The 23,294-nt window shown below is 55.7% G+C and carries 19 protein-coding genes; 11 read left to right on the top strand and 8 right to left on the bottom strand.

The annotated features are described in order from the left end of the window. Positions 1–10 precede the first annotated feature (10 nt). A complete protein-coding gene (locus C5687_RS08935; protein ID WP_104556768.1) occupies positions 11–943 on the top strand; it encodes an ACP S-malonyltransferase in 933 nt (310 codons plus the stop codon). 10 nt (positions 944–953) lie between these two features. Then, positions 954–1,955, top strand: coding sequence for a hypothetical protein (locus tag C5687_RS08940; RefSeq protein WP_104556769.1), 1,002 nt, complete (start codon positions 954–956; stop codon positions 1,953–1,955). 74 nt (positions 1,956–2,029) lie between these two features. On the opposite strand, the gene C5687_RS08945 is transcribed toward C5687_RS08940, so the two are convergent. From C5687_RS08945 to C5687_RS08965, 5 genes are all read right to left on the bottom strand, one after another. Beyond that, positions 2,030–3,751 carry a TolC family protein gene (locus tag C5687_RS08945; RefSeq protein ID WP_059385932.1) on the bottom strand — a complete coding sequence of 574 codons (1,722 nt, stop codon included), beginning with the start codon at positions 3,749–3,751 and terminating at the stop codon, positions 2,030–2,032. A 4-nt stretch (positions 3,752–3,755) separates the two neighbouring features. Then, positions 3,756–5,033 carry an HlyD family type I secretion periplasmic adaptor subunit gene (locus C5687_RS08950; RefSeq protein WP_373467666.1) on the bottom strand — a complete coding sequence of 426 codons (1,278 nt, stop codon included), beginning with the start codon at positions 5,031–5,033 and terminating at the stop codon, positions 3,756–3,758. Then, positions 5,030–7,279, bottom strand: a complete 2,250-nt coding sequence (locus tag C5687_RS08955) for a type I secretion system permease/ATPase (RefSeq protein ID WP_095452307.1) — start codon at positions 7,277–7,279, stop codon at positions 5,030–5,032. Before C5687_RS08955 ends, C5687_RS08950 begins: the two co-directional genes overlap by 4 nt. Positions 7,280–7,541: 262 nt before the next feature. Beyond that, positions 7,542–8,177 (bottom strand): hypothetical protein, encoded by a 636-nt coding sequence (locus C5687_RS08960; protein WP_095441197.1) that lies wholly within the window; start codon positions 8,175–8,177, stop codon positions 7,542–7,544. Between the two features lie 155 nt (positions 8,178–8,332). Continuing rightward, positions 8,333–8,995: a helix-turn-helix transcriptional regulator gene (locus C5687_RS08965; RefSeq protein ID WP_080337373.1), complete on the bottom strand. Its 663-nt coding sequence runs from the start codon at positions 8,993–8,995 to the stop codon at positions 8,333–8,335. 798 nt (positions 8,996–9,793) lie between these two features. On the opposite strand from C5687_RS08965, the gene C5687_RS08970 reads away from it, so the two are divergent. Genes C5687_RS08970 through C5687_RS09000 form a run of 7 tightly spaced genes read left to right on the top strand, consistent with a single transcriptional unit; the run spans position 9,794 to position 17,568 of the window. Then, positions 9,794–10,513 carry a FadR/GntR family transcriptional regulator gene (locus C5687_RS08970; RefSeq protein ID WP_059385929.1) on the top strand — a complete coding sequence of 240 codons (720 nt, stop codon included), beginning with the start codon at positions 9,794–9,796 and terminating at the stop codon, positions 10,511–10,513. Continuing rightward, entirely contained in the window at positions 10,510–11,523 is a 1,014-nt protein-coding gene (locus tag C5687_RS08975) for an ABC transporter ATP-binding protein (RefSeq protein ID WP_047957817.1), read from the top strand. Before C5687_RS08970 ends, C5687_RS08975 begins: the two co-directional genes overlap by 4 nt. Further along, positions 11,520–12,602, top strand: coding sequence for an ABC transporter ATP-binding protein (locus C5687_RS08980; RefSeq protein ID WP_094919479.1), 1,083 nt, complete (start codon positions 11,520–11,522; stop codon positions 12,600–12,602). The genes C5687_RS08975 and C5687_RS08980 overlap by 4 nt, the downstream gene beginning before the upstream one ends. 2 nt (positions 12,603–12,604) lie before the next feature. Next, the gene (locus tag C5687_RS08985; protein ID WP_025759014.1) at positions 12,605–14,119 is read left to right on the top strand and encodes an ABC transporter substrate-binding protein; all 1,515 of its coding nucleotides are present in this window, start codon (positions 12,605–12,607) and stop codon (positions 14,117–14,119) included. Between the two features lie 18 nt (positions 14,120–14,137). Further along, positions 14,138–15,079 carry an ABC transporter permease gene (locus C5687_RS08990; RefSeq protein WP_045285101.1) on the top strand — a complete coding sequence of 314 codons (942 nt, stop codon included), beginning with the start codon at positions 14,138–14,140 and terminating at the stop codon, positions 15,077–15,079. A 2-nt stretch (positions 15,080–15,081) separates the two neighbouring features. Next, the gene (locus C5687_RS08995) at positions 15,082–15,957 is read left to right on the top strand and encodes an ABC transporter permease (RefSeq protein WP_095450628.1); all 876 of its coding nucleotides are present in this window, start codon (positions 15,082–15,084) and stop codon (positions 15,955–15,957) included. Between the two features lie 9 nt (positions 15,958–15,966). Then, positions 15,967–17,568, top strand: a complete 1,602-nt coding sequence (locus C5687_RS09000) for a gamma-glutamyltransferase family protein (protein ID WP_104556770.1) — start codon at positions 15,967–15,969, stop codon at positions 17,566–17,568. Positions 17,569–17,619: 51 nt separating this feature from the next. On the opposite strand, the gene C5687_RS09005 is transcribed toward C5687_RS09000, so the two are convergent. Both C5687_RS09005 and fadE read right to left on the bottom strand, forming a co-directional pair. Then, positions 17,620–18,390 carry an amidohydrolase gene (locus tag C5687_RS09005; RefSeq protein ID WP_104556771.1) on the bottom strand — a complete coding sequence of 257 codons (771 nt, stop codon included), beginning with the start codon at positions 18,388–18,390 and terminating at the stop codon, positions 17,620–17,622. A 108-nt stretch (positions 18,391–18,498) separates the two neighbouring features. Then, positions 18,499–20,943: an acyl-CoA dehydrogenase FadE gene (gene fadE, locus C5687_RS09010; protein WP_095452301.1), complete on the bottom strand. Its 2,445-nt coding sequence runs from the start codon at positions 20,941–20,943 to the stop codon at positions 18,499–18,501. Between the two features lie 239 nt (positions 20,944–21,182). Between fadE and lpcA the strand changes: the two genes are divergently transcribed. Together lpcA and C5687_RS09020 are read left to right on the top strand one after the other, a co-directional pair. After that, positions 21,183–21,761, top strand: coding sequence for a D-sedoheptulose 7-phosphate isomerase (gene lpcA, locus C5687_RS09015; protein ID WP_025760181.1), 579 nt, complete (start codon positions 21,183–21,185; stop codon positions 21,759–21,761). Between the two features lie 46 nt (positions 21,762–21,807). Beyond that, positions 21,808–22,575, top strand: coding sequence for a class II glutamine amidotransferase (locus C5687_RS09020; protein WP_008500262.1), 768 nt, complete (start codon positions 21,808–21,810; stop codon positions 22,573–22,575). Here the strand turns inward: C5687_RS09020 and dpaA are convergent. Further along, positions 22,546–23,286: a peptidoglycan meso-diaminopimelic acid protein amidase gene (gene dpaA / locus C5687_RS09025; RefSeq protein ID WP_025760182.1), complete on the bottom strand. Its 741-nt coding sequence runs from the start codon at positions 23,284–23,286 to the stop codon at positions 22,546–22,548. The two genes, C5687_RS09020 and dpaA, sit on opposite strands and share 30 nt — an antisense overlap. Positions 23,287–23,294 lie beyond the last annotated feature (8 nt).

Here is a 23,294-nt window from a genome sequence, read left to right on the forward strand (position 1 = left end):
GGAAATGACTATGACGCGTGATAATCCATCGCAGCCTGTGGTGCTGCTGTTTTCCGGCCAGGGAAACCCGGTGATTGGTATGGGCAGCGATCTGTGGGATCTGAATGCAACGACGAAACAGATCTGGGATTGTGCCAGCGATGTGTCGGGTCTCGATCTGCGCCGACTCTGCCTCAAAGGGCCGATGAACAGGCTGATCCAGACCACGGCACAACAGCTGGCCGTTACGGCGATCAACGTATCGCTGTACAGCCTCTGCCGCGAGCGCTTCCCGGCGCTCCGCGTCGTGGGCGCCTGCGGCCATAGCGTTGGCGAATACAGTGCGCTGTACGCGGCAGGCGCAATTTCGCTTGAGACCCTGTTCCGGACGCTGCATTTTCGTGCCAGCACCATGGATGCGGTGAGTAAAAAACATAAAGGCGCGATGCTGGCGCTGAAGGGGGCCAATTTTGCCACCCTGAGTGACATCATCACCCGCAGCGGGATCGCGCTGGATATCAGCTGCGACAACACACCGCGTCAGCAGGTGATTGGCGGGACGCCGTCTGCGCTGAGTGATTTTGCCAGAGTGCTGGCGGACGAGGGCTATGAGCCTATCAAGCTCGGCGTCAGCGGAGCCTGGCATACCCGTTTAATGGCTGAGGGCGTGCCGCTGATGCGGGATTTCCTGGCGGGACAGCCCTTCACCTCGCCGGCTTATGACGTGCTGATGAACGTGACAGCCAGAATAGAAACGGCACCGGACATCATCAAAGAAAACCTCTCCCTGCATCTGACGCATACGGTGAAATGGGCTGATTCCATGGCCAGGTTCATCCATCATCCAGAACAACCGCTGTTCCTGGAGATGAGCAACAAGCCATATCTGGGACAGATGCTGAATGATTTTGCCGGTTTCTCTTCCGAACGTGTCCTGCACTGCAGAAAAGCTTTAGAGATGTGATGGCCGAGCTATGATTCCTGATTATTTAACCTTCATCCGTTTTCAGGATAAAAGGAACGTTCTTTTTATCTATATCGTGACGTTTATCCTGCTGGCTTTTTACTGGAAAAATGCCGGTTTCTCTTTTTCCCGGCAAGATGCCTGGGTAGCGAGCGGTATTTTCGCGCTGATCCTGTACAGCTTTATTGCCGATCTTAAGGCCTTCTGGGCCTATAAATGTGCCATCAAGAATATTGATTTATCGTTTTTTATCGGCAAAAAAAGCCCGAAGATAAAGGCGTTCATTTTTGAACCGTTGGTTGTGTTGGTCATCGCTACCCTGATGTTTGCAGGTATCATCGCGCTCCTCCTTGCGCTGGCTCAGCCGGGGATTGTGTTGCTGATTCTGGCCCTCGTTGCGCCGCTGCTTATCTGGGGAATGTTTGCCGCACTGCGCTATATCTATACGTTGCAGGTCATTGAATCAGCCAGAGACAAAGTCAAGTACACACGGCTTTCACAGTATGTGGCCGTCGCTGTCATCATGAGCGTGGTGTTGAATCTCCTGACGATAAGCCCGTTACGTAACAGCGAGCAGTTTGACCTCTATGGACGCTACTTCACCTTAACCGCCATCATTACCATGGTGGTGCTCTGCGTGGTGGTGCTGGCAATCAACCTGCTGTTCTTACGCTTTACCCGACGCTATGTTTTTCTTGGCCATCTGTTCCTTAACGAGATTGACCTCTATTTCTCCCCGTCAATCCCGTGGCGGACGCTGTCTGAGAAACCCCTGTGGTTAAGGCTGGCGATGCTGGTGGGGGTTGAATGTCTCTGGTCGGCTGTTATCGGTGTGCTGCTTACGCTTTCGGGATGGCAGGTCTGGTTTGAGGTCTATTTCCTGCTCTGTTATCTGCCGTGTCTGGTGTACTACACGCTGCATACCTGGTGGAAATGGCATACCGACTTTATGATGTCGAGCGATATGTATCTGCGCTGGGCGGAGATCAGCAGAGAGAACTCCCTCTGGTAATGACCTTATTGCCGGGATAAAAAAAGCCAGACCGTCATTACTGACGGTCTGGCTTTTTACTACGCCCGTTTCGCTTAGCTCATTTTCATCCATGACAGCAGCATGGAAGCGCTGGCAATGACGTTAATGTTGGAAATATAGCCGTCGTAGCGGTTGTTAATGGCAGAAAGCTGATTATTGAAATGATCGTTTTCTGCCGTCAGCACGTCGAGCAAAGTGCGTTTGCCAAGGTGGTACCACTGTTCGTAGAACATGCGGCGAACCCGATCCGTTTCACCTGACAGACGATCGTAATCATCGGCGCGCAGGAAGGAGGAGTCACGGACCTGGATCTGATAGTTGATCTGATACTCCAGATCTTTGTAACTCACTTCATATTGCTGCTGCGCCATATTGGCTTTCGCGCGCGCCGACATCTCGGCGGCACGCTGAGAGCCGCCGCTAAACGCTTCCCACTCGACGTTTAAACCGGTATACCACCCGGCCTCGTTACCGTTGCTGTCTTTGGCAGTGCTTTTGGAGATCACCCAGTTCACCTGTGGCAGAGCCGAGGATTTAATGCTTTCTGCCTCATACTCTGCCGCCCGTACTTTGGACTGCAGGTTCAGCATCATCGGATTTTTATCCAGCGCGGAGAGGGCCACTGAGGCCGGAATGACCGTGTCGTGCCAGCTTATGCCTTCCGGTAATTCAGGCTCGATCCCCAGCAGGCGCACCAGTTTGATTTTGCTGGCGCTCAGCTGATGCTCAATGTTATCGAGACTCGCCTGGGCCGACATCAGTTTTGCTTTTGCCTGTACCAGTTCACTCTCTCTTCCGCGATCCGCCTGAGTAATTTGCGACAGCATGGTGACCAGCTCTTTCATGCGGCCGACATACTGTTTCGCCACAACCTTACTGCGCTGGTAGCGCCCCATATTCATCAGTTCAGACACGGTGTTATAGGCCAGCTGTTCGCGGGAATACTCTTTTGAATAACGGGCTGCTTTTGCCGTTTCCAGAGAGTTGTCCACCTGGTTGCTGATCCTTCCCCAGTCAATAATCGGTGTATTGACGGAGACCGTGCCGCTGGAGTCGCTGATATGGCTATTGTTGGAGGACGACTGACGATCGCCGCCCACGGTCGACAGCGGCGAGGTCACGCCCAGACGTACCTGTGGCATGCGTTGACCTTTTACCTGATCGACCATGTAGTCAGACGCCAGCACCTCAGCAGAGGCCGCCCGCAATTCAGGGCTATACGCCAGCGCTCTGGCCACCATGCTCCGCAGAAAGACAAGCGAATCCTGACTGCCGGCAAGGTAGCTCTGCGACCTGCCGCTGATGGCGTGCCGCGCATCTCCCTCCTGACGCACCCCGGCGTACGCCGGGTCCGGTTTGTAGTACTCGGTGACGGGCGGGAAGAAGTCTGCGTTTTTCTTCAGCGCTGCCCGGCTTGCCGCTGGCGTTGGCGAGGCGGGGGCAAACTCTCGGTCTGGCGTTGCAGAAGCGTAACGCGCAGGGCGAGCAGTGGATGACGCCGGTACCGCTTTTTGCGTGCTGGCGTATTGTGACTGGGTACGCATAGCGGGCAATGATGTCTGCGATGTCGTACCCTGCGACGTTGTCCTCGGCACAGGCTGCGGTTCCCGGTTGAGCTGTGACTGCGTGCGCATTGGCGGCAATGACGCCAGGCTGCTTTTAGCCTGCGCAATGTCAGCCGCGTGGAGCGGAATGACAAAAGAAGAGCAGGGCAAGCAGAGGGCAACTGCGGTTGCAACCCTTGCCCAACGACGCTCTTTACGTGCCTTAACCATAAAATTATCTCTCCCTGAAGGCTTCGCGCGCTTTCAGTATCGGTTTGAGGATGTAAGACAAAATGGTCTTCTCCCCCGTTCTGATTTCTACGTTTGCCACCATTCCCGGTATGATCGGGAACGACTTGTCTTTTACCTGTAATGCGGCCCGGTCGGTGCGGACGAACACCCGGTAATAGGTGGAATCCCCACGCCCCTGGCGGGCTTTCTCTTCATCGATCAACGTGTCTGAACTGAGGTGTTCGACGACACCGTTTAATCCGCCATAGATGGCATAGTCGTAGGCGGTAATTTTCACCGTGGCGGGCAGACCGGGATGGATAAAGGCCACATCAGAGGGTTTGATTTTGGCTTCAACCAGCAGGTTATCTTCCAGCGGAATGATGGTCATGATCTCCGCCCCCTGTTGAATGACGCCGCCGCGCGTGGTCACCCGGATGTTGTTAACGGTACCGCGCACGGGAGCCACCACGGTGGTACGGTTCATCACGTCCTGGCGCCCGCGCAGAATCTCTTCCGCCTGCGCCAGTTCAGATTCCAGACGGTTCAGCTCGCTGTTGGCATCGGAACGAAAGCGGTTAGTCCGCTCGGCGATCTGCAGGCTAAATTCGTTTGCCTGGCGCTTAAGGCGCAGGATTTCGACATCCGACATCAGCCCTCTGCGCGCCAGCGGCTCTGATAAACTGACCTCGTTTTGTGCCAGCGACAGGCTCCGTTTTAAGGCCTCTACGCTCTCATTCAGGGTTTTCAGGCGTGCGTTATAGGCCTGGGTCTCATCACGCACGATAGACTCAATCCCGGCGATATCCGGCGGGAAGGTCAGTGGCGTGTCGTAGGCTTCCGCCCTGAGGCGGGCGATGCTGCCTTTCAGCCCCTGCACTTTCGACAAGGATTCGCCATAGCTGGCCCCGGCGCGAGTCGGGTCAATTTTCAGCAGAACCTGTCCTTTCTCGACAATGTCGCCTTCCTGCACATTCAGCTCTTCGAGAATGCCGCCTTCCAGGCTCTGAATCAGCTGCTCACGGCTGGCGGGGATCACTTTCCCGTCGCCACGGGTAATCTCCTCAACCCGGGCGAAATGCGCCCACACCAGCGCCACCACCACCACCAGCGTGATGGTGTAGAGCATGATCATGCTGAAAGGGGTTTTCTGCGCGATCAGAGCTCCCTGCAGGTCGTGCATGAATTTCAGATCGTCTGCTTTCACTTTCCCCGTTGGCTGTGTGGCGGGTAATGCCAGCCCGGTGCCGGCTCTCTTCTGCGTAGCGTCCTCGTTCATCATCCATTCACACCTTGTTTCTGTTGCTTCTCTTCGACTGAATGCATTGCTTGTTTTTTCTTCAGTACATTCTCATTCAGGCTGGCCATCACCTGATCTTTTGGTCCGTCTTTAACGACATGCCCGTCTTCCATGACGATCAGACGCTCCACCAGGCTCAGCACCGACATGCGGTGGGTCACAATGACCAGCGTTTGTCCCTGCGTCGCCTCTTTTAACCGGCGAAGGAACAGGGTTTCCGTCATCGCATCCATGGAGCTGGTAGGTTCATCCATCAGCAAAATCTTTGGCCGCAGCAACAGGCAACGGGCGAGGGCGACAAGCTGTTTTTGGCCACCGGAAAGGCAATTGCCCATTTCGCCGATAGGCATGTCAAAACCCAACGGATGTCGGGCCGCCACGTGATCAAGCCCGGTCAGACGCACCACCCGCAGAAATTCTTCCGTGCTCACGCCCGGGTTACCTATGACGATGTTATGGCGCAGGGTGCCGTAAAACAGACGGCAGTCCTGCCCGACGTAGCCCACCGCGGCGCGCCAGTCCGCGGGATCTACCTGGGTTGCATCCACACCATCAATGAAAAGCTGTCCGCTGCTCTGCTGGTACAGGCGAGCCATGACGCGCAGCAGGGTAGACTTACCGCTGCCGATTTTGCCCAGAATGGCCACCTGCTCCCCGGCTTCGATGTTGATATTGATGTTGTCCAGAATGCGTGGCGCCACCATCATTCCCGGTACCGGGTAGGTGAACCCCACCTTTTTCAGACGCAGGCTGCCGGTGAAATTGGGGGTCGGCAGATAATTGATGAGCGCGTCGCGCTCGGTCGGCGTTTCCATCAGCTGGTTCAGGGATTTCAGCGCGGTTTTGGCGTGCTGATAACGCAACGCCAGCCCGACCACAGAAGCCAGGGGCGCAAGAGAACGGCTGGACAAGATCACCACCCCAATCATGGCCCCCATCGTCAGTTCCCCGGCGTGGATTAAATAGACGCCAAGCACCACGATGCAGACGGTGGTAATTTGCTGCACAAACGAGACAAAGTTGGTGGTTAGCATTGAGAGATAGCGGGTTTTCATGGAGGACGCTGCCGCCAGTGCGCTGAAGTCATCCCAGCGCTTTTGCATGACCCCTTCACCCTGGGCGGCTTTTAACGCCTCAAGCCCTTCGATGCTCTCAATAAGCAGACCCTGCTTAAGCGAAATTTCCCGGACGTTTTCTTCCATATAGCGACCCAGCGGCCACTGGATAATGACGCTGACAATCAAAATGAGCGGCATCGCGACCAGCGGTACAACGGCCAGTGGGCCGCCAATCATGTAGATGATGAACATGAACAGCAGACAGAACGGCAGATCAGACAGCGTGGCGAGGGTCGCAGAGGTAATAAAGTCGCGCACGGCCTCAAAGTCGCGCAACTGGTTTGCGAAGGTTCCCGAGGATTGCGGCTTGTACTCCATGCGCATCGACATCACCTGGCGAAACAGCTTTGCTCCGAGGATCAGATCGGCTTTTTTACCGGCGATGTCGATCAAATATGCGCGGATCTGCCGGCTGGCAAATTCAAAGATAATCGCAATGACCACGCCAATGGCCAGCGACCAGAGGGTGACGTATGCCTGGGTGGGGATCACGCGGTCATACACGTTCATGGTGAAGAAGGTGCCGGCAAGCGTAAGAATATTTGCCAGCAATGCCGCCAGCGCCGCGCTGTAGAAATAATGCCGGTAGCGCCACAGCGTCGAATAGAGCCAGTGACCTTCATCCTGGGCTTTCGGTAACAGCTGGTCTTCGGCGCGTGCATCAAGCGTAGGTTTTGGCGTCGTGACAAGGGCGTAACCGCCATAACCCGCGTGGAGTTCCGCCTCATCAAGCACCAGCGTCCCTTCGTTTTCAGGCACGACTATCTGGTAAGTGTATTGCCCGCGCTTTCCATTGCGCGCGGTAAGCATGCAGTATGTCCCGTCCTTGCGGGCAATAAGCAAAGGGAACAGCCAGGAGGAAAGGGAATTTAGATCGCGCTTTACCCACCCTGCGGATATGCCCATCTGCTCAAGCATACGCAGCGCCATTTCAGGCTCGAGCTTGTCGCTTTTTGGCAGGCCAGCGTACAGCACCTCTTTGCTGGCATACTTAGCATGATGTCTACAAAGCCATTCAACACCCCACAGAAGAGAATCTTTTTCAGGGGCGTCAATATCATTAAGAGCGTGCTCTGAATTAATTTTTACCGTGGAGAAATGTGTGTTCATTTTAGAATTCAGACCTGTAGTTGCGTTCCTCACTTAGATTTAAAAAGTAAAGAATAGTGTATTTAAAAAAGACCGGGGGCATCCGTAAATACAGCGGGTGACGCGGATGGATTATGCTGAAAATACAAGCTCTGGTAATAGCTTAGTGTAGGGGGTTACCCCTCTGATACACAATAAAGAAAAGTAACTATCCCTTTAAGAATACTCTACGTACAATTTGTTATGCTGCTGTTTCACCATTCTTTTTTATACGCGTGATGGGTTAACTGGCGAGCCGTGAAATGGGGACGCCCAGCTTTGTTTCTATCCTTATTTTCATCGCGTAAATGTTTTTGACATTCGTGGCATTTTTCATGGCGATCTTTTTAGGTAATTGCCCTTTATACAATTCAGCAAATAATGCATATTCATTCGCACTCAGTTTGGCTCGTTTTTCTGACGGACGTATAATTTTACCCATAAATGACTGGCTGACCTTCATTTTAATGTCTTCGGACATATCATCATGAAAAATGACCGTGCTGATGATCGTATCTGTCGTGTCGTTGTAGAACCAGTAGTGCGCAATAGCCGCCATTTTTTTATCAGCGATCAGAATTAAACGCGTGTTTTTGAACTGAGCTAACCAATTGTTTGATAAGAAGTAATTGATGTTTTTGTAATTGAAGTCTATCACGACAATGGGTTGCGAAATTATTTTTGTATTAATTTCAGTGAAATACTGTAAAACTCCTTCTATCAGAAATGCGTTATTTTCAGGCCAGATATAAAATTCTGTTCCGCAGCATTCATCATGCTTTGCGGTACGAATGGAAGCATAGGCGCATTTATGAATACACCCATAACAGCGCATAGTGTTGTTGTCGTGATTAATAGGTTTAATAGTAATTATATCCATGTGATAAAACGCTACGCGTCCATATAATATATGTAAATATTAAGTAATATATCAATAATCAGATTATTCTTGCATTACGGAAAAATACGCGTCACAGTAAGATTACGCTCTGTTCGTCCAGGAATTATCGACAGAGCGTATTCACGGTGTTTACGCTAGCTTGCAAGACGCGTGATAGACACGCCCAGTTTGCGTTCAATCCTGTTCTTCATGGCATAGGTGTTTTTAACACTGGTGCCGTTCCTGTAGGCGATTTTCTTTGGTGACCAGCCATTAAAGAGGAATGAAAACAGGTTGTATTCATTCTGACTCAGTTTGGGTCTGTTGCCTGTCGGCTTAATCGTTTTCGCCAGGAATGTTTTTTTCAGTTTCGCCGCGACTTCTTCTGCGGTATCGTCATAAAAGATAACGGAACTGATGGTGGTTTCTAACGTGTCGTTATAGAACCAGTAATGCGCAATTGCCGTCATCTTTTTATCGGTGACCAGAATTAGTCTCATGTTTTTGAACTGATCTAACCAGTTATCGGATAAAAAATAATTAATGTTTTTGTGGCTGAAGTCGATGATCACCACCGGCTGCGAAACGTATTTGTCACTTATCTCACCAAAATGGTGGCGGATACCCTCAACTAAAAAAGTATTATTATCAGGCCAGATAGCATATTCCAGTCCGTTACAGTCATGGCTTTGGCCACGTTCCAGGGTATTAAAGCGGCATTTCTTTTCACAGCCATAACAATGCATGGCTGGAGTATGACAAACCGGTTGTCCGTCAGTATGAGATAAATAAATTGGGTTGTTAGTGGCACTGTACATATTATACCTCACACGCAATGATGTCTTACGATAATAACATTGAAGAGGGTCTTACCGACGCCGTCGTTCTTTAGGAATAATCATATGATGCACCAGGCATTATTCTTAATTAAATAGTCTGAAGTGAGGATGTTGAGTTCTTATTAAGGTTTAAACCACTTAAAAACAACAACTTAGTGAATTTCTTAAATGAGAGTGAGATTTGTTTACTGTGTTTTAAAATGTTGTAATTGTTGTATTTTAGTTAACTTTTAATGGCCTTTTTTAATTATCAGAATAGCAGGGTGGAAATCGATAAATATGGGTGAAAAATGACTTTAGTTTATTAACTAAAGTAATCAAGGTTGACGCATGAAATAGCAAAAAGCGCTTGCCGGGAAAGTCATTTTCTTATTTTTATGACATGTTATTGGATAATATCCGATCGTTTCGCCGTCATTATCCTGAATGTTATTCGCCGGGTTCCCTGAGCAAATAGCCGGTAACATAATCTCAGGTTAACAAAGTTTAAACAACACTGGTGCATTAATTTAACAATTGATCGTTTTTGGTGCATTATTTGCACTTTTATTGTGCATGTGGCGTGCAAAATGCGCTCTGGCATAACGCCCCACGCGTGTCTGATGTGCCTGAGATCTCTTTAATAATGAGCAGGTTGCTCTTTTTATCACGTAAAGTATTTGAACCAATGCACAATTGGTTCGTTTATTGCTTAATCATTAGCACGGTAAGTAGCACGTCATATCAATAGCTTATCGTTAATAAAAATAAAACAATGATGAAAGCGAGCGAACCAATATGGAAAAACCGTCACGGTTTCTGGCAAATTCCAGCACCGCGCTTGAGCAACTGCGTGGGCTAATCAACCAGCATGAGTCAACACCAGGCACTCCGCTGCCCACGGAACGTGAGCTGTCGGAGACGCTCGGCGTAGGACGCCGTGAAGTGCGTCGTGCGCTGGATGTGCTGGAAGAAGAGGGGCGCATCTGGCGTAAGCAGGGCAAAGGCACCTTTATCGGTCCTTCTGCCCCTGTCGAACCGCTGGCCCTTCAGGGATTGGTTCAGCAAACCAACCTTCTCGAAGTGATGGAAGCTCGCCTGCAGCTCGAACCCGGCTTAGCCCGGCTTGCGGCACTGCGTGCCACCAGGGAAAACCTCGCGCTGATGCAGCGCATGCTGGAACGCATTGATAAGGTCAGCCCGGATGACCGCGATCTTAACGAACTGTGGGACAGCGCCTTTCACCGCGCCATTGCGGAGGCCGCGGGTAACCGCCTGATGCTCGGCCTGTTTGATGCCATTGATGCCGTCAGACGTGAACCGGGCTGGCAGCACCTGCGTGAATTAGCCCGCACCCCCGAACGCGTCGACAGTTATAACGACCACCATCACAAGATCATGTCTGCGATTATCCATCGCCAGCCAAATGAGGCCGCGGCCGCCATGCGCGAACACCTGCTCAGCCTGCAAACCGCCCTGATCCATGCGATCCACCTTGAGGACGACTTCACGCTATGACGACGATCCCATTTAACGATCCCACGCCTGTTCTGCGCGTACGCAATCTGAATGTCAGGTTCGCCGGCTCGCCGGTGAGCGTGCTGGAAGATATTTCACTGACGGTTAAAGCGGGCGAAACCCTGGCGCTGGTGGGGGAGTCAGGCTGCGGGAAAAGTATCACCTCATTAGCGCTGATGGGCCTGTTGCCCGCCAGCGCCCGGATCGTCAGCGGGGAGATGCATTTTCGCCGTCACGATCTGCGCAAGCTTTCACCGAGGGAATATGCCGACCTGCGCGGCAGCGAGCTGGCGATGATTTTCCAGGAGCCAATGACCTCGCTTAATCCGGCATTTACGCTGGGGGATCAGCTGAGCGAAGCGGTCATGCGCCATCAGAGCGTCTCGCGAACAGAGGCGATGAAGGTCGCGCTGCAGATCCTTGAGAAGGTGCAGATCCCGGCCGCAGAGATGAGGCTGAAGGCGTACCCCCACCAGCTTTCCGGTGGCATGCGCCAGCGCGTGATGATTGCGATGGCGCTGATTAACCACCCGAAACTGCTGATTGCCGATGAACCGACCACCGCCCTCGACGTAACGATCCAGGCGCAAATTCTCGCCTTGCTGAACACCCTCAAAGAAGAGACCGGCACGGCGGTGCTGATGATCACTCACGATTTAGGCGTGGTGGCAGAGGTCGCCCAGCAGGTGGCGGTGATGTATGCCGGGCAGGTGGTGGAGCAGGGAAGCGTGGAGGCCATCTTTGCCGACCCGCAGCACCCGTACACCATCGGCCTGATGGGGTCGATTCCCTCTCTGGGCGCACGTAAGGGCCCGCTTTCCACCATTCCCGGATCGGTGCCGCTGGCGGAATTCATGCCGAAGGGCTGCCGTTTTGCCACCCGTTGTCCGTTTGCGCAGGCGCGCTGCCATGCTGAAAAACCACCGCTCACTGCGCAGGGGGGCGGCCATCAGGTCGCTTGCTTCCGCGTACCGCTTGAACACCACATTGCCCTGGGAGAGACCGCATGACCACGCCGATCCTTGAAGCCTGCGATCTCAGCAAGCTGTTCCCCGGCCCTAAAAAACTCTTTACCCCGGCCCGGTTTGTGACGGCGGTCGACCGCGTGTCGCTGGCCGTGATGCCGGGCGAAACGCTGGCGATTGTCGGGGAGTCGGGGTCCGGGAAATCCACCCTCGGTCGTCTGCTGCTGCGTCTGCTGGCCGCCAGCGAAGGGCGCGTGTTTTACCAGGGGGAGGAGATCACGCATGCCTCGGGCGCGCGCCTCAACCAGCTCCGGCGCGAGCTGCAAATTATCTTTCAGGATCCCTTTGCCTCGCTCAACCCGCGCATGACGGTGGAGCAGATCGTTGGCGAGCCGCTGTGGCTGCACCAGAACATGAAAAAAGCGGACCGCCAGTACCGCGTAGCTGAACTGCTGAAGACCGTTGGCCTGCCAGCCGCCTGGGCCGGGCGTTATCCGCACGAGTTTTCAGGCGGGCAGCGTCAGCGCATTGGCATTGCGCGCGCGCTGGCGTCGGGACCCAAACTGCTGCTGGGTGATGAACCTGTCTCCGCGCTGGATGTATCCGTGCAGGCCCAGGTGGTGAATTTGCTGGAAAGCCTGAAGCACCAGCTGGGGCTGACGATGGTGATCGTCGCCCACGGTCTGGCGGTTATCCGCCATATGAGCGATCGCGTGGCGGTCATGTACCTCGGGCAAATTGTCGAGCTTGCCACCGTCGATGAGATTTTTGACGCGCCGCTGCACCCTTATACCCAGGCGCTGATCGCCTCGGCGCCGCAGATGCAGCCCGGCGCGGAACGTGACGCCCCGCTGTTGCAGGGAGATTTGCCGAACCCGGCCAACCCGCCGACCGGCTGTCGCTTCCATACGCGTTGCCCTTACGTCACTGACGAATGCCGCCAGGTTGAACCCATTAACCAGCTCCTGGACGGTGGACGTCAGGTGGCCTGTCATCGCTGGCAGGAGATTAATCGCGATCGCAGTGTTATCCAGATTGCACCGCCATCCGCTGCTTTTCTGCGCCGCCGCGCGCTGTTTGAACACGCGGCCACTCACTCCTCCCTTCCTTCAAGGAACTCATGATAATGACAATGCGTAATTCTCTTTTGACCGTACTGGGAAGTGTTATGTTGCTTGGCGCGGCGCTGCCCGCCCATTCTGAAAGTGTGCTGCGTGTGGGGCTGGGGGCTGACCCGGACATGCTCGACCCGCATCTGGCGCGCACCTACTATGGCCGCTTCGTGTTTGCCTCCCTGTGTGACAGGCTGGTGGACGTGGATGAAAATCTGAAGGTCGTACCTGGTCTGGCGAAAGACTGGGCCTGGAGCGACGACGGCAAAACCCTGACCCTGAATTTGCGCGAGGGCGTCACCTTCCATGACGGTGAGAAATTCGATGCGGCCGCCGCAAAATACAACCTCGACCGCGCCCTGACCTTAAAAGGCTCCCTGCGTAAAAGCGAGATTTCCTCCGTGGAGTCCGTTGAGGTCACAGGCCCGATGCAGATTGCCCTGCACCTGAAAACGCCGGACGCCGCGCTGCTGATGCAGCTCACCGACCGCGCGGGTGCGATGATGGCCCCAGACGCGGCGAAAAAGCCGGATTTTGCCGCCCATCCCGTCTGTTCCGGCCCGTATAAATTCGACAGCCGCGTGTCCCAGGACCGCATCGTTCTGACGCGTTTCGACAATTACTGGAACAAAGACGCCTACCACTTCGACAAAATTATCTATCTGCCGATCCCGGATGCCTCCGTGCGCCTGGCGAACCTGCGTGCGGGCGATCTCGACCTGACCGAAGGGATTGCCGCCAGCGACGTCAAAACCGTCGAAGCCGACAGCAAGCTGGCGCTGGCAAAAGTGACCGGTCTGGGCTATCAGGGCATTACCTTCAACATCAATAACGGCAAGGTACCGGCGAACGATCCGTTCAGGGACGCCCGCGTGCGTGAGGCGTTTTCTCAGGCCATCGACCGCGATGCGCTAAACCAGGTGGTCTTTGAAGGGCTGTATACGCCAGCCAACCAGCCGTTTTCGACGGTGAGCCCGTATCACGTCAACCTGCCGGTGCCACCGCGCGATGTCGACAAAGCCAAAGCGCTGCTGAAAGCGGCAGGCGTCACTACGCCGCTGACCGTTAACCTGCTGGTGCCGAACAACCCAACCTCGCAGCAGGTCGGTCAGGTGCTGCAGGCGATGGTCGCTGAGGCGGGCTTTAACCTGAACCTGCAGATGACCGAATTCGCCACGCTGCTGGATCGCCAGCAGAGCGGTGATTATCAGCTGAGCTTCTCCGGCTGGTCGGGTCGCCCGGATCCGGACGGCAGCATCTATGGGTTTATTCACAGCAAAGGCACCCTGAACGACGGTCGCTACAGCAACGCCCAGGTCGATGAGTGGCTGACCCAGGCGCGTCTCAGCAACGACAAAGCCGTTCGTCAGCCGCTGTACGACAAGGTAGTGAAGCAATTGCAAACCGACATGCCGATTGCCTGGCTCTACTTCGAGCCGCGCATTTTTGGCCTGAACAAGAAAGTGCAGGGCTTTAAACCTTACCCGGACGGCATCGTGCGTCTGGCTGGCTTAACGCTGGCGAAATAACTGTCCTGAGGAGAGCCCATGCTGGAACTGATTTGCAAACGTCTGCTGCTGGCCATCCCGACGCTGTTGCTGGTGAGCATGATGGTCTTCGGGCTGCAAAAACTGCTGCCCGGCGACCCGCTGATCGCCATGGCCGGGGAGGAGCGCGATCCGGCGGTCATCGCCCAGCTGCGTGCGGAGCTGAATCTCGATGCCCCGATCCCGGTGCAGTATTTCCACTGGCTGACGCGCGCGCTGCAGGGGGATCTGGGTGTCTCCTTGCGCACCCACGAACCGGTGACGCAGTTAATTGCCAGCAAGCTGCCGGTCACGCTGGAGCTGTCGCTGCTGGCGATGATTGTTGCGCTGGTGTTCGGCATCAGCATGGGGATCCTCGCCGCAGTGTACAAAAACAGCTGGGTCGATCACGGAGCGAACTTTGTGGCGATCTCCGGGATCTCAATACCGCACTTCTGGCTGGGGATCCTGCTGATTCTGGTCTTTTCGGTGAACCTGCAGTGGCTGCCCGCGTCCGGCTACGTGCCGTTCAGTGAAGATCCGATCCAGAACCTGCGAACGCTGCTGCTGCCGGCAGCCGTGCTCGGAACCGGTCTGGCGGCGACGCTGATGCGCCATACGCGCGCGTCGATGATTGCGGTCCTGAAAGCGGATTACATCCGCACCGCGCGGGCAAAAGGGCTATTGCCGAAAGCGGTGATCTTAAAGCACGCGTTTCGCAACGCGCTGGTGCCGGTGATCACGCTCACTACGCTGCTGTTCGGCGAGCTGCTGGGCGGTGCGGTACTGACCGAGCAGGTCTTCACCATTCCGGGCTTCGGCAAGATGATCGTCGACTCGGTGTTTAACCGTGACTACGCGGTGGTGCAGGGCGTGGTGTTGATCGTGGCGATCGGCTTCCTGCTGCTGAACCTGCTGGCCGACGTGCTCTACGTCCTTATCAACCCGAAAATGCGAGGTTAACGATGGCGGAACTGACGACACAAACCGTTGCGCCTGCGCTGCCGCGCGCGCAGAGCCGGGTGCTGAAGAAATTCCTCGCGAACAAGAGCGCAGTGGCTGGCGCAGTGATAGTGGGTTTCTTTGTGCTGGTGGCGCTGCTGGCACCATGGGTAGCCCCGTTCGATCCGGTCAAGGCAAACTTCCTGGCGGTGCGCAAAGCGCCGTCGGCGATGTACTGGTTCGGCACCGACGAGCTGGGGCGCGACATCTTATCCCGCATTATCTGGGGGGCGCGCACCTCGCTGATGGCGGGCTGTATGTCGGTGGTTATCGCAGTTGTCATCGGCGTGCCGCTGGGGCTGGTGGCAGGTTACTTCCAGAAGATGTGGGATGGGGTGATCTCACGCGTTATCGAGGCGCTGCTGGCCTGCCCGTTCCTAATCATGGCGATCGCGCTCGGGGCGTTTTTAGGCCCGAGCCTCACCAACGCGATGATCGCCATCGGCCTTTCCGCCATGCCGATCTTCGCCCGCCTGACGCGCGGCCAGGTGATCGCCATTCGCAACGAAGAGTACATCGACGGCGCGCGGGCGATTGGCCTGCCGGATCGCTGGATCATCATCAAGTACGTCCTGCCCAACGTGATGTCGCCGATCCTGGTCCAGGCCACGCTGGCTATTGCCTCGGCGATTATTGCCGAAGCCAGCCTGTCGTTTTTAGGGCTGGGGCAGCAGCCGCCCAATCCGTCCTGGGGCTCGATGCTCAACACCGCGAAAGGGTTTCTTGAGCAGGCGCCGTGGATGTCCATTTTCCCCGGCGTGGCGATTTTCCTCGCCGTGCAGGGCTTTAATTTACTCGGCGACGGGCTGCGCGATGCGCTCGATCCGCGCCATGACTAAGGAGTCATGATGACCAAAGCGCTTGATTTTACGTCCGGTTACCTTTCACGCCGCCCACCGATGATGGGCCATAACGCGGTGGCAACGTCTCAGCCGCTGGCGGCGCAGGCGGGGATGAAGATGCTGCAACTGGGCGGGAATGCCGTTGATGCGGCCATTGCCACCGCGATGGCCCTGACGGTGGTCGAGCCGACCGGCAACGGGATTGGCAGCGATGCCTTCGCCATTGTCTGGGACGGTGAAAAATTGCACGGACTGAACGCGTCGGGTCGTTCACCGGCGAGCTGGCATGCGGATCTGTTTGCCGGAAAAACCGCGGTGCCGGAAATCGGCTGGGACGCGGTGACCGTACCGGGGGCGGTATCCGGCTGGGTCGCGCTGGCGGAACGCTTCGGCACGCTGCCGCTGACCACCCTGGCGCAGCCTGCGGTTGACTACGCACGTAACGGTTTCCCCGTCTCGCCGCTGATTGGGCATCTCTGGCAGCGCGGCTATCTCAAGCTGAAAGATCAGCCGGGCTTCAGCGCCTGCTTCGCGCCGGAAGGCCGCGCCCCGCGCGTGGGGGAGATTTTCCGTAACCCGGCGCAGGCGAACTCGCTGGAGCTGATTGCGAGAACCAACGGCGAGGCGTTTTACCGTGGCGAGCTGGCGCAGAAAATTGCCGCCTTTGCCAAAGAACATGGCGCGCACCTGACGGCGGAGGATCTGGCTAACCATCGCGTCGACTGGGTAGAGCTGCTGTCGCGCGACTTCGCGGGCGGCTCGGTGCAGGAGCTGCCGCCGAACGGCCAGGGAATTGCCACGCTGATTGCGCTGGGCATTCTTGAGCAGTGTGGTATTGAGAAGCACCATCCGGATTCCGTGCAATCCCTGCACCTGTCCATTGAGGCGATGAAGCTGGCGCTGGCGGACCTCGACCGCTACGTGGCGGATGAAGATCATATGGCGTTCGCGGCAAAAGAGTTGCTGAGCGACGCTTATCTGAAGTCGCGGGCGGCGCTGATCAACCACGACAGCGCGTCTGATTTTGTCTACGGTTCCCCGACGCAGAGCGGCACGGTCTACATCAGCACCGCGGACGCCAGCGGGATGATGGTCTCGTTTATTCAGTCCAACTATATGGGCTTTGGGTCCGGGATTGTGGTGCCGGATACCGGGATCAGCCTGCAAAACCGCGGCTGCGGATTTGTATTGGATCCTGAGCACCCGAACGCGCTGGCGGGCAGCAAACGTCCGTTCCACACCATCATTCCGGGCTTTGCGATGGACGGTAACGGTAAGCCGCTGATGTCCTTCGGCGTGATGGGCGGGCCGATGCAGGCGCAGGGTCATATGCAGATGGCGCTGCGCATTATGCTGCACGGGCAAAACCCGCAGGCGGCCATCGATTCCCCGCGCTGGCGCGTGGTACAGGGCAGGGAGGTGATCGTCGAATCGACGTTCGATCGCAATACTATCGCGGCGCTGCGCGAGCGCGGGCACCACATCGTGGTGGAGGATCCGCTTCAGGATTACAACTTCGGTGGTGCCCAGGTGATTTACCGGATGCCGGAAGGGCACTACGTGGCCGCGACGGAGAGCCGCAAAGACGGGCAGGCGTTGGTGAGTTAATGTTTTATCCTCCCTCTCCCTTTGGGAGAGGGGCGGGGTGAGGGGAAAATGTCACCCAATACTAAACGGATCCGCATCCTGCCATGCCGGGAACTTCTCGCGATACTCCTGCAATGCCGTCAATGACAGCTCGGCATCAATCCGCGTCGCCTGATGCGGCTCGGCGGTGGCGATAATCTCGCCCTGCGGATTCACCACCCGGCTGTCGCCGCGATAGTGATGCCCGTTGCCGTCAGTTCCTACGCGGTTACAGCCCACCACATAGGCCTGGTTCTCAATCGCGCGCGCCACCAGCAGCGACTGCCAGTGCAGGGAGCGCGGCGCAGGCCAGTTGGCGACATACAGCGCCAGGTCGTAATCGTTGCGGTTGCGTGACCACACAGGGAAGCGCAGGTCATAGCAGACCAGCGGCAAAATACGCCAGCCGCGCCATTCGAATACCACGCGCGCGTTACCCGCTTCATAGTGATGATGCTCATCCGCCATGCGGAACAGGTGACGTTTATCGTAAAAATGCACTTTCCCTTCCGGCTCAACCAGCAGGAAGCGGTTCACCGGCCCGCGTTCGGTTTGCAGGGCGGCGCTGCCGGCAATCAGCGCGTTCGTCTGCTGCGCTTTGGTATGCATCCAGGCGACCACCTCCTCCTGCGGCATTGACTGTTTTGCCGCTTCCATGGCGAAGCCAGTGGTGAACATCTCCGGCAGGACAATTACATCACGCCCGGTAATGTCTTCCAGTTGACGATCAAAATGGCGCAGGTTGGCGGGGCCATCCATCCACACTAAAGGTTGCTGCAAAATAGAAATCTTCAGACCAGGCACAATTCAGACTCCTCAAACGACCGCTTTTTGACACTGTAGCACGACATAAAGAGAAAATGTGGCAATAAAAAACCCCGCGCGCGGCGGGGTTTGTGCAGGCGAAACGGGTTATGCCGCTTCAGGTTTACGGTGCTTCTCCGGCAGCTTTACCGGCTGCGTCGCCAGCTCGTCCGGTTCGAAATCATCCACGTTAATGCTGCGCAGACGGCTCTCTTCGGCTTTCACCAGCAGGGCTGCTTCATCTTTACTGATAATGCCACCGGCCAGCGCCTGTTTCGCCAGTTCGTCCAGACGGGTAAACGGCAGGTTTTTGCTCAGCTGTTTACAGATTTTCTGGTGAATCGGGTCGGCGGCCATCACGTCCAGCAGCGCCTCTTCCAGCAGACCCACCGGGTTATGCGGCGTTGGGGCCAGATACTGACCACGGCCGATACGGGAGCGGGTTGCGCTCGGTACCTGCAGGATCTTCGCCACTTTATGGTCCAGCTTGTCCGATGGCGCCAGATGATGACGACCGGTCGGGAAGATCACCACGCGCAGGGCACCGGCGACAAAGCGGTTCGGGAAGTTTGCCAGCAGATCGTCAATCGCCTGTTCTGCCTGATACATCGCATCCTGAACGCCCCAGTGCACCAGCGGCAGATCCGCTTCCTGACGGCCTTCATCGTCGTAGCGTTTCAGCACCGCAGAGGCCAGGAAAATCTGGCTCAACACATCCCCCAGACGGGCAGAGATACGTTCGCGACGCTTCAGGCTGCCGCCAAGTACGGCCATAGAGACGTCGGACAGCAGCGCCAGGTTGGCACTCAGACGGTTAAGATGCTGGTAATAACGTTTTGTCGCATCGCCGGTTGGCGTCGCGCTGGTAAGACCGCGCGTCAGGCCCAGCCAGAAGCTGCGCACCTTGTTGCTGCCCACGTGACCGATATGTTTGAACAACAGTTTATCGAAGGCATCCACGTCGTTATTTTGCGCAGCGGCCATCTCTTCCAGGACATAAGGATGGCAGCGAATCGCCCCCTGACCGAAGATCATCATGCTGCGGGTCAGAATGTTTGCCCCTTCGACGGTGATGGCAATCGGTGCGCCCTGATAGCCGCGCGCCAGGAAGTTGCCTTCGCCGAGCATAATGCCTTTACCGCCTGCGATATCCATCGCGTCAATGATCGACTGCTGCGCGCGGTGGGTACAGTGGTACTTCACAATGGCGGACAGCACGGCCGGTTTTTCGCCCAGCATGATGCCGTAGGTAATCAGCGACGCGGCGGCGTCCATCACGTAAGCGTTGCCCGCGATACGCGCCAGCGGCTCTTCGATACCTTCCATCTTGCCGATGGAGATTTTGAACTGACGGCGGATATGGGCGTACGCGCCAATTCCCATCGCCACAGACTTCAGACCACCAGTTGAGTTCGACGGCAGGGTAATACCGCGACCCACCGACAGACATTCCACCAGCATACGCCAGCCCTGACCGGCCATTTTCGGGCCACCGATGATGTAGTCAATCGGCACAAAGATATCCTGACCGCGGGTTGGGCCGTTCTGGAACGGCACGTTCAGCGGGAAGTGACGACGACCAATTTCAACGCCTGGCGTCGAGGTAGGGATCAGCGCACAGGTAATGCCCAGATCTTCTTCGCCGCCCAGCAGTCTTTCCGGGTCAGAGAGCTTAAAGGCCAGACCCAGCACGGTGGCGATAGGCGCCAGCGTGATATAACGCTTGTTCCAGGTCAGGCGCATACCCAGCACCTGCTCGCCCTGCCATTCGCCCATGCAGACCACGCCGGTATCCGGGATCGCGCCCGCATCGGAGCCTGCTTCCGGGCTGGTCAGCGCGAAGCAGGGGATTTCCTGACCACGCGCCAGACGCGGCAGGTAGTAATCTTTCTGCTCTTCGGTACCGTAATGCTGCAGCAGTTCGCCCGGGCCTAAGGAGTTAGGCACGCCCACGGTAATCGCCAGGATCCCGGAAACGCCCGCCAGCTTTTGCAGTACACGCGCCTGAGCGTAGGCGGAGAATTCCAGACCGCCGTACTCTTTCTTAATGATCATCGCGAAGAAGCGATGCTCTTTCAGATACGCCCACAGCTCGGGCGGCAGATCGGCCATTTCATGGGTAATGGCAAAGTCGTTCGCCATACGGCACGCTTCTTCTACCGGGCCATCAATAAAGGCCTGCTCTTCAGCGGTCAGACGCGGCTGCGGGTAGTTATGGAGCTTTTTCCAGTCCGGGTTGCCCTGGAACAGATCGCCTTCCCACCAGGTCGTACCGGCATCAATCGCCTCTTTTTCCGTACGCGACATCGGCGGCATCACCTTGCGGAAACCTTTGAACACCGGCGCGGAGATCATGGATTTACGCATCGGGGCAAGGTTAAACGGCAGGAGAATGATGGCCAGCGGGACCAAAAGCCAGATAGTCCACAGACCGGCGACGCCAAGCGCAGCGGTCCAGGCCAGAAGGATCAGGCTGCTCAGAAATAAACTGACGCGGTGATAGAACAACACACCGAGCAGAACAACAGTTGCGAGAATGCTCAAAATCATCATAAAGAAAAGCTCCCTTGCTTGTAGGAGGTCTGACCACTTGTGATGATATGGTTGTAGTTGATGTTATTTCCTTTAGCAATGTGTTTACAAAATAATTACAACCTGGTTCACATTGTTCGCGTTTTCGCCGGCACGAAAAAGCAAAACGCCAGGGGATTCGTATGGCTTTAGCTTCTCGCTTTTCCCGCTATCCGGTACACTCCACTGTGTTATTTCATCAATACTGAAGGATTATCCTCATGTACCAGGATCTTATTCGTAACGAACTGAACGAAGCGGCGGAAACGCTGGCTAACTTTCTGAAAGATGATGCCAATATTCACGCTATTCAGCGCGCGGCGGTCCTGCTGGCCGACAGTTTCAAAGCCGGTGGCAAAGTGCTTTCCTGCGGTAACGGCGGTTCCCACTGCGATGCCATGCACTTTGCAGAAGAGCTGACCGGACGCTATCGTGAAAACCGTCCGGGCTACCCGGCGATCGCGATTTCCGACGTGAGCCATATCTCCTGCGTGAGCAATGACTTTGGTTACGACTACGTCTTCTCCCGCTACGTTGAAGCGGTGGGTCGTGAAGGTGACGTGCTGCTGGGGATCTCTACCTCGGGCAACTCTGCAAACGTGATCAAAGCGATCGCTGCCGCACGTGAAAAAGGGATGAAAGTCATCACCCTGACCGGTAAAGATGGCGGTAAGATGGCCGGTACGGCGGATATCGAAATCCGTGTGCCGCACTTCGGTTATGCTGATCGTATTCAGGAAATTCACATCAAAGTGATCCATATCCTGATTCAACTGATCGAAAAAGAGATGGTTAAGTAAGACTTCGCTGGGGGCATCCTTGCCCCCGCTGTTGTGGAGGTGACGTATGTGCGAACTGCTCGGGATGAGCGCCAATGTGCCAACCGATATCTGCTTTAGTTTCACCGGGCTGGTGCAGCGCGGTGGAGGAACCGGGCCGCATAAAGACGGCTGGGGCATTACCTTCTACGAAGGCAAAGGGTGTCGCACGTTCAAAGATCCACAGCCCAGCTTTAACTCACCGATTGCCAAACTGGTGCAGGACTATCCCATCAAGTCGCGCTCGGTGATTGCCCATATTCGCCAGGCAAACCGCGGCGAAGTGGCGCTGGAAAATACGCATCCGTTTACCCGTGAACTGTGGGGCCGTAACTGGACCTACGCGCACAATGGGCAACTCACGGGCTATAAGTCGCTGGAGACGGGCAATTTCCGCCCGGTAGGCGAAACCGACAGCGAAAAAGCCTTTTGCTGGCTGCTGCATAAGCTGACGGAGCGCTATCCGCGAACCCCGGGAAACATGGCGGCGGTATTTAAATACATCGCGACGCTGGCCACTGAGCTGCGCGAAAAAGGCGTGTTTAATATGCTGCTCTCTGACGGGCGCTATGTGATGGCGTTCTGCTCGACGAACCTGTTCTGGATCACCCGTCGTGCGCCGTTTGGCGTTGCAACGCTACTCGATCAGGATGTGGAGATAGACTTTCAGAAAGAGACCACACCGAACGATGTGGTCACTGTCATTGCAACGCAGCCGCTGACGGGCAACGAAACCTGGCAAAAGATTATGCCAGGCGAGTGGGTACTATTTTGTCTCGGGGACCGTGTAATTTGACGCCAGCTGTGGATGGACAACTTCGTGGCTCAGCGGCTTGCTGACCACGTAACGGCCATCCACCACCGAGACAACAGGCGGCTTGTGCGTCTGCTCGAAGTAGTCATAGCCTGGTTTCAGCTGTTTCCAGAAATCCGCGTAGTAAGAGTACTTGTGACGCGCCATGTTGGCATCGGTCATGCGGAACGGATAGATGCTGACCTGAACGTTAGGCTGACCAAAGACCAGCGCCCCGGTGACAAACTGGAAAATCTCATCAATGCCGGAATCGGTCATCGCGTAGCAGCCGATAGAGACGCAGGCACCGTGGATCATCAGGTATTTACCTTCATAACCGTGCGCACGGTCAAAGGCATTCGGGAAACCGATGTTGATGGCTTTATAGAAGCGGCTGTCCGGTTTGAGCTGGCTACGCTGAACGTTGTAAAACCCTTCCGGACTTTTGAAATCGCCCTGACGCTGTTTTGGCCCTAATCCACCGGAGTAGTTACATATTTTGTAGCTATCAAGCAGCTGATATGTCTCACCCATTTTTACAAACAGATCGAGAGTGCGTTCTTCCTTGAAGATCTGAATATAAACCGGCGATCCCATTAACTGCTGTTTATATTCTTTGCTGATCGGCGTCGTTGAGCTGTTACTGCTGAGCAGCCCGGCAAACGACATGCACGGAATCAGAAGCATCGCAATGAACAATGCGATTTTACGCATACTACTAG

Source organism: Enterobacter sichuanensis (assembly GCF_002939185.1).
Lineage (GTDB): Bacteria > Pseudomonadota > Gammaproteobacteria > Enterobacterales > Enterobacteriaceae > Enterobacter > Enterobacter sichuanensis.